The sequence below is a fragment of the Blautia sp. MSK18_10 genome, assembly GCF_020553185.1.
Lineage (GTDB): Bacteria > Bacillota > Clostridia > Lachnospirales > Lachnospiraceae > Blautia_A > Blautia_A wexlerae.
Genome location: NZ_JAJCGT010000078.1, coordinates 1 through 5,410, shown reverse-complemented (window position 1 = coordinate 5,410; position 5,410 = coordinate 1). Strand labels below are relative to the sequence as shown.

Below are 5,410 nucleotides of genomic sequence, written 5' to 3'. Positions count from 1 at the left end.
AATCAAGTTGTATATCTCCGAAAATAGAATTAAATCCCGCATAAAATCAAGGTATATTAGAATGTAGAATTTACTTTTTCATTCAAGCCGTCTAACTCATCTAACTCATCAGGCTAAAGTAACGAGAATGCGACGCGCAATTATTCAGGAATCATGGCAACCTTTTCCCACTGATAAGTTCCATTATCGGCTGTCATTACTGTCATGGTGATTTCCTGGTCAAAGCGTCTGGGGCCGCAACTTCCCGGATTTAGCCATAGGCGGTTGTCTATTATTTTTTCGAAATATTTATGGGTGTGTCCGAAGATTACTATCTGTGTATCTTTTAAGTCCCAGTCCACATCTTTTTTATTGTGAGTCATGAAAAATTTTACGCCTTCTATGGTGAAATATAAGGTTTTCGCGATTCCCTCTGCCCAGTCTTTATCGTTGTTTCCGCGGACTACATAGATGGAGCCCATCATACGAAGTGTATCCAGGATTTCTGGTTTGTTTACGTCACCTGCGTGGATAATGCAGTCGCAGTCTTTTAAAATTTCAATAATTTCCGGCCTGAGTAAGCCATGAGTGTCTGAAATAATTCCTATTTTCTTCATATATATTACCCGTCATTCTCTGCAAACAGTTGTATTTTTCCATATTCACCATCATAACCCGGAATTCTTTTCACTTTTCCGGTTCTTACATTCTCAATCCCTTCTGCAAGCCGTTCTCCTGCGCAGGTTTTAATGTCTTCTGCAGGTACATTTCGCAGGATGTCGAATTCTGTTCCCAGTGTCTGTAGCATCTGTTCAAAACACCCCTGCACTTTCTTACTTGCAGTGGAATAGCCCATACATGCAGATATCACTTCTGGCAAAGGTACAAGGCTTTCATATTTCTTACCGTCTTCCTTCACAAAACCTTCCGCTCTGTCCGCAAGCTGTTCTACCCTGTGATCTACGCCCATGGTCAGCTTCTTTCCGCAGACAGGGCAGATTCCTCCAAGCCGTTCTGCTTCCACCGGGCTTAATGATACACCGCATTTTCTGTGACCATCGAAATGATATTTCCCCTCTTCAGGAAAAAATTCTACTGTTCCTTCCAGCCCTTCGCCAGTCTGGATTGCCCGATAAAGTCCTTCATAGGAACAGTCAATATCCAACAGATTCGCCTCGCGCCCCAGCTTAGACGGGGAATGTGCATCTGAATTGGATACAAGCTGATAGCGGTCCAGTTTGGAAATTCTCCAGTTCATAGCCGGGTCAGAGGAAAGCCCTGTTTCCAGTGCATGTATATACGGTGCCAGTTCCTCGAAACATTCCTCTACAGAATCAAATCCTGATTTCGCACCTAATACAGAGAAATGCGGTGTCCAGATATGAGCCGGAATCAGAATTCCTTCCGGGCATACATCCAGCATCATTTCCAGAAGATCATGACTGTCCAGACCAAGAATCGGACGACCATCTGAGTGAATATTTCCGATTTTTTCCAGACGCTGTGCCATGGCATCTGCTGCCTCCAGACTGGGAAGCAGGATTACATTGTGTACTTTTCTGGTCTTTCCATTTTTCTTATAAATAGAACTGATTTCCCCGGAGACAACAAAACGTGTTCCTTCTCCCGGGAACTTCCGGCTTTCTTCTTTTACGTATTCATCTCTGAGACGATACAGGCCGTTTCCCTCTGAAACAAGTCTCTCCTTCAGTTCTTCTCTCCATACCGGATGCGTGAAATCACCTGTTCCAATCAGTGAAATTCCTTTCTTTCTCGCCCAGAAATCCAGATTTTCAGGCGTGCCCTCTTTGCTTGTCGCCATGGAAAACCTGGAATGAATGTGCAGATCAGCTATCATTTTCATTAACATTTATCCCCTTAAATTCACCTCAAAGTATTTTTTTCAAAAGTTATAAAATATCAACACCCAAAGATATATTTATAACTTCCATCCGTTTTCTTTCAGCCACAACTTGTACGTCTCATACTCCGGCATTACTTTCCCGACCTCGTCCCAGAATGCCTTCGAATGATTCATTTCCTTCAGATGACAGAGTTCATGTACCACTACATAATCCAGCACTTCCGGAGGTGCCAGTATCAGTTTCCAGTTAAAGTTCAGATTCTTCTCACTGCTGCAGCTTCCCCATCTTGTTTTCTGTTCTCTGATGGTGATATTGCGGTAAGAAACGCTCATGAGTCTGGCAAAATAAGAAACTCTTTTGGTAATCGTTTCTTTTGCTTTTCGTATATAGACATTTCGTTTCGATTCGCTCAGATCTGCGCTCAGCGGCTTCTGTTCCCGGTATTCTTTTGTCCGTTCCAGACATCCCAGAACCCACTCCTGCTTCTGGTTTACAAATCTTTTGATCCTCGGCAGACCTGTACGGAGAGGTGCGCGAACGATTACATTTCCATCCCTGCGTACCTCCAGAGTCATGGTTTTTCTGGCACTTCTTATGACCTGATATTCAAATTCTCCGCAGGTGAATTTCTCCTGATTATTTTCTGTTTCGAATTCTCTCATCCATATATTCCCCCATCTCTGCTGCCAGAATATCCATCTTTTCCTGTGTTTCCGGCAATGCATAAGGAACCCTGTCCATGATCCTTTTCACATAATCATGTTCACGCATGATCTCATAGGTTTCCGGGAAATTGATGTCATAATACTGAGCAATATAGGAAATCCAGTAGTCCACTTTTGAAACTCTGTCTGAAGATAATACAGATTCCTTTGCCATACAGGACTCCCATACCTTTGGTGCGATTACTCCTTCACCAACACCCTTCTCATCCACTCCCAGAAGTGTTTCCATTGACTCTTCCAGCTTTACCCTGCAATTATCCAGCTTGTCTGCATCTCGGATTAACTTTGCATGAAGCAGGGTTCTCTCGTCCGTAATTCCTTCCAGTTTGAAATCACTGTGCTTCTCAATCGCAGTGCAGATCAAACTGTCAAACCTGTCATCCTTCACAAATCTGCGGATCATTTTCTCCGGTCCGAACAGAAGCTGTGCACCATATACTGCATGCTCCATGGTTCCCGGTTCAAAGCTGTCAAATCGTTTAATCTGTTCAAATCTTCCAATATCATGGAGCAATCCGATTACCTTCGCCAGCTGTACATCTTCCTCACCCAGCCCCATACGGCGGGCAATGTCCTCTGCTGCATCAACCACTCCATAAGTATGTACGATCTTCAGATGAATCTTATCATCTGCTCTGTCATATTCATCCAGATATGCTTCAAAAGCAGCTTTCGCTGCATCAAAGTCTCTTGTTAAGTCTAATAATTTATCCATTATTATTATAATCCCTTCTTTATTCCTGTTCGGACTACTTTATATTTTCTCAACCATTATTTTCTGCTTCCATACACCTTTTCTCACAATCATAAGATATACCTGAAACGATATGGAATCACAGTCATAAATGAAAGGTTCTTCTCTGTAGATCAGAGTCTGAACATTCTCTGCTTCCAATTCTTCTTTTCTTCGTTCAGCTTTTTCCATCAATTCATGTAGATATTTATTCTGTTTTCTGCCAAAATCTCTGTCCGGATAGACCGATGCTGCTTCCCTGATTTTTTCTCCCAGCAGAGTAATCACCGGTAAATGACTGCTCCTGCAAAGCATTCCGGCTATCTTTTTGGCATTTGATATATCCGAATTTTTTTCATAGCGCCTGAGCATTTTTCCCAGTTTTTCATCTCCTGCTTCCGTTGCCAGTTCCTGCATAACTGCCAGTGCTTCCGCCGTTACCTCCCATGGATTGTCCACCGGAACAATATACTTCTCCGGTACTGCCGGATAAAAAAGATAATTTAACGGTGGGAAATCACGCAGCATTGCCAGCTTTCCTTCATACTCAGTGCAATATTTTTCTCCCAGATACTCATATTTATCACGCAATATGGCAATCTGATACTCCATTACCCTGAGATTTTCATAGCCCTTCACCCAGAAATGTCCCAGCTCTCCATAATTATACAACTGTGTTTCCAGCAAAATATCTTCAAAGAATACAGTAAACACATTCTGCCCCTGATGAATCACCAAAATATACTCTGCCTCACATAAATCCCTGTCCGCTTTCTCTATAGAGCCCTCAAACTCTCCTTCATAATCCCTGACATAATTTCCCGTCATCCTGGCATTTTTCAGAATCAGAAAACTCTCCACTGCATCATTCATCAGATAGATCAGTCGTAATTCTCCACTCTCCGTCTGTCCGGTAAAACCATCTGGAATATCCACAAATTCACACTGTTCCTGCTCCAGAAGCAGATTTAATTTTTCAAAATTGTCTTCCATTATATCTTCCATCCTTAACTCCTGCTGTTTCTGTACAATGTCTTTCGCCGATTCTGTTTAACACACTTGATAAAAGAATCCATTGCATCGTTTCATGGAATTACCGCAATGCAGAAGCAGGATACATTTGCACAATTTTACAGATATATTTTTATGATATCACTAATCATATTTTCTGCCAAATAGAAAAATTTTTCTATTCAATAAAGAAACTGATTTTACTTCTCTGTAATTGACATCCCAAACATAATATTTTACAATATAACAAAGAACAAAGAAACCAAGCAGTATGTATATTACAGAATAAACAAACATAAAATAGGAAGGAGGCATACACGAATGGCAACAGCAACAATCCCATTGAAAGGCAGCGCATCCATGGAATCAAAAAAAGTCAGTATTTCATCTAAACGCCAGATTACTATCCCGCAGAAATTTTTTACGCTTCTGGGTTTTAATACGGAAGCAGAATGTATCATGCGTGGAAACGAACTGGTTTTACGCCCCGTTAAAGAAAATACCAGTGGTGAATTTGCCGAACAGATTCTTGCCGATCTGATCAGACAGGGATATAGCGGTGAAGAATTACTTGAGAAATTTAAACAGACACAGCGAAAAATCCGTCCGGCAGTTGAAGCAATGCTTGCCGAAGCAGACCGGGTCGCAGAATCTAAATCAGGAGGATACTCCTTAGAGGATGTTTTCGGAACGGAGGATGAAAAATGACACAGGTACAGATCCTTCCACCTGCAGCAAAATTTCTGAAAAAACTTAAAGATAAAAAGCTGAAATCTCTGTACAAAGAAGCTATTGAAATGATATGTGAAGATTATTCCATCGGCGAAGAAAAGACAGGTGATCTGGCAGGAATGTACGGTTATGACATTTATTATAATAAAACTAATTATGAACTGGCATATAGGGTGAGACAGCTTGATGATCTGATAATCATCGTTATCATGGCAGGAACCAGAGAAAATTTTTACGAGGAGTTAAAGCGTTATATGCGCACTATATAACAGTACATATTTGTATCAAAAGACAATCCCCGGAAGTCAGATGATATGCTACCCTCATATAGGACAATGAAATATAAAAGTCCTATATGGGGGTAT

Annotated in this window: 6 protein-coding genes and 1 pseudogene; 2 read left to right on the top strand and 5 right to left on the bottom strand. The window is 41.3% G+C overall.

Annotated features, from left to right (window positions below; translation table 11 throughout):
• Positions 1-140: 140 nt before the first annotated feature.
• The 5 genes and pseudogenes from LI074_RS16575 to LI074_RS16555 form a co-directional block, all read right to left on the bottom strand.
• Positions 141-596, bottom strand: a complete 456-nt coding sequence (locus LI074_RS16575) for a metallophosphoesterase family protein (protein ID WP_173698436.1) — start codon at positions 594-596, stop codon at positions 141-143.
• 11 nt (positions 597-607) lie between these two features.
• Positions 608-1,843: pseudogene (locus LI074_RS16570) on the bottom strand (endonuclease Q family protein); the annotation flags it as partial.
• Between the two features lie 75 nt (positions 1,844-1,918).
• Complete coding sequence (locus LI074_RS16565; RefSeq protein ID WP_173698434.1) at positions 1,919-2,506, bottom strand: M48 family metallopeptidase; 588 nt, start codon at positions 2,504-2,506, stop codon at positions 1,919-1,921.
• Positions 2,481-3,284 (bottom strand): HD domain-containing protein, encoded by an 804-nt coding sequence (locus tag LI074_RS16560; RefSeq protein WP_173698433.1) that lies wholly within the window; start codon positions 3,282-3,284, stop codon positions 2,481-2,483. Before LI074_RS16560 ends, LI074_RS16565 begins: the two co-directional genes overlap by 26 nt.
• A 39-nt stretch (positions 3,285-3,323) precedes the next feature.
• Complete coding sequence (locus LI074_RS16555) at positions 3,324-4,307, bottom strand: DUF3878 family protein (RefSeq protein WP_173679465.1); 984 nt, start codon at positions 4,305-4,307, stop codon at positions 3,324-3,326.
• 327 nt (positions 4,308-4,634) lie between these two features.
• Between LI074_RS16555 and LI074_RS16550 the strand changes: the two genes are divergently transcribed.
• Entirely contained in the window at positions 4,635-5,021 is a 387-nt protein-coding gene (locus LI074_RS16550; RefSeq protein WP_044996646.1) for an AbrB family transcriptional regulator, read from the top strand.
• Positions 5,018-5,314, top strand: a complete 297-nt coding sequence (locus LI074_RS16545; protein WP_118631054.1) for a type II toxin-antitoxin system RelE/ParE family toxin — start codon at positions 5,018-5,020, stop codon at positions 5,312-5,314. Before LI074_RS16550 ends, LI074_RS16545 begins: the two co-directional genes overlap by 4 nt.
• The last annotated feature ends 96 nt before the right edge of the window (positions 5,315-5,410 follow it).

Excerpts from the sequence above, each read along its gene's own strand:
- LI074_RS16575 (WP_173698436.1), bottom strand. The coding sequence starts at position 596 with ATGAAGAAAATAGGAATTATTTCAGACACTCATGGCTTACTCAGGCCG.
- LI074_RS16565 (WP_173698434.1), bottom strand. The coding sequence starts at position 2,506 with ATGAGAGAATTCGAAACAGAAAATAATCAGGAGAAATTCACCTGCGGA.
- LI074_RS16560 (WP_173698433.1), bottom strand. The coding sequence starts at position 3,284 with ATGGATAAATTATTAGACTTAACAAGAGACTTTGATGCAGCGAAAGCT.
- LI074_RS16555 (WP_173679465.1), bottom strand. The coding sequence starts at position 4,307 with ATGGAAGATATAATGGAAGACAATTTTGAAAAATTAAATCTGCTTCTG.
- LI074_RS16550 (WP_044996646.1), top strand. The coding sequence starts at position 4,635 with ATGGCAACAGCAACAATCCCATTGAAAGGCAGCGCATCCATGGAATCA.
- LI074_RS16545 (WP_118631054.1), top strand. The coding sequence starts at position 5,018 with ATGACACAGGTACAGATCCTTCCACCTGCAGCAAAATTTCTGAAAAAA.